Source organism: Halomonas sp. AOP22-C1-8 (assembly GCF_052378905.1).
Classification (GTDB): domain Bacteria; phylum Pseudomonadota; class Gammaproteobacteria; order Pseudomonadales; family Halomonadaceae; genus Vreelandella; species Vreelandella citrativorans.
In genome coordinates this window covers 1-1,466 of record NZ_JBQSYD010000065.1, presented here as the reverse complement: position 1 = coordinate 1,466, position 1,466 = coordinate 1, and the positions used below count along the sequence as shown (strand labels likewise).

At 56.0% G+C, this 1,466-nt stretch carries 1 rRNA gene; it reads right to left on the bottom strand.

What is annotated here, in order from left to right:
- Nucleotides 1-12: 12 nt before the first annotated feature.
- Nucleotides 13-1,466, bottom strand: a 16S ribosomal RNA gene (locus ACT3TY_RS17860); the annotation flags it as partial.

Below are 1,466 nucleotides of genomic sequence, written 5' to 3'. Positions count from 1 at the left end.
TGACGCATCGTTTAAGGAGGTGATCCAGCCGCAGGTTCCCCTACGGCTACCTTGTTACGACTTCACCCCAGTCATGAACCACACCGTGGTGATCGCCCTCTTGCGTTAGGCTAACCACTTCTGGTGCAGTCCACTCCCATGGTGTGACGGGCGGTGTGTACAAGGCCCGGGAACGTATTCACCGTGACATTCTGATTCACGATTACTAGCGATTCCGACTTCACGGAGTCGAGTTGCAGACTCCGATCCGGACTGAGACCGGCTTTTCGGGATTGGCGCACTCTCGCGAGTTGGCAACCCTTTGTACCGGCCATTGTAGCACGTGTGTAGCCCTACCCGTAAGGGCCATGATGACTTGACGTCGTCCCCACCTTCCTCCGGTTTGTCACCGGCAGTCTCCTTAGAGTTCCCACCATTACGTGCTGGCAAATAAGGACAAGGGTTGCGCTCGTTACGGGACTTAACCCAACATTTCACAACACGAGCTGACGACAGCCATGCAGCACCTGTCTTACAGTTCCCGAAGGCACACCAGGATCTCTCCCGGCTTCTGTAGATGTCAAGGGTAGGTAAGGTTCTTCGCGTTGCATCGAATTAAACCACATGCTCCACCGCTTGTGCGGGCCCCCGTCAATTCATTTGAGTTTTAACCTTGCGGCCGTACTCCCCAGGCGGTCGACTTATCGCGTTAACTTCGCCACAAAGTGCGCTAGGCACCCAACGGCTGGTCGACATCGTTTACGGCGTGGACTACCAGGGTATCTAATCCTGTTTGCTACCCACGCTTTCGCACCTCAGTGTCAGTGTCAGTCCAGAAGGCCGCCTTCGCCACTGGTATTCCTCCCGATCTCTACGCATTTCACCGCTACACCGGGAATTCTACCTTCCTCTCCTGCACTCTAGCCTGACAGTTCCGGATGCCGTTCCCAGGTTGAGCCCGGGGCTTTCACAACCGGCTTATCAAGCCACCTACGCGCGCTTTACGCCCAGTAATTCCGATTAACGCTTGCACCCTCCGTATTACCGCGGCTGCTGGCACGGAGTTAGCCGGTGCTTCTTCTGCGAGTGATGTCTTTCCTGCCGGGTATTAACCGACAGGCGTTCTTCCTCGCTGAAAGTGCTTTACAACCCGAAGGCCTTCTTCACACACGCGGCATGGCTGGATCAGGCTTGCGCCCATTGTCCAATATTCCCCACTGCTGCCTCCCGTAGGAGTTCGGGCCGTGTCTCAGTCCCGATGTGGCTGATCATCCTCTCAAACCAGCTACGGATCGTTGCCTTGGTGAGCCATTACCTCACCAACCAGCTAATCCGACATAGGCTCATCCAATAGCGGGAGCCGAAGCCCCCTTTCTCCCGTAGGACGTATGCGGTATTAGCCTGAGTTTCCCCAGGTTATCCCCCACTATCGGGCAGATTCCTATGCATTACTCACCCGTCCGCCGCTCGTCAGCGGGAAGCAAGCT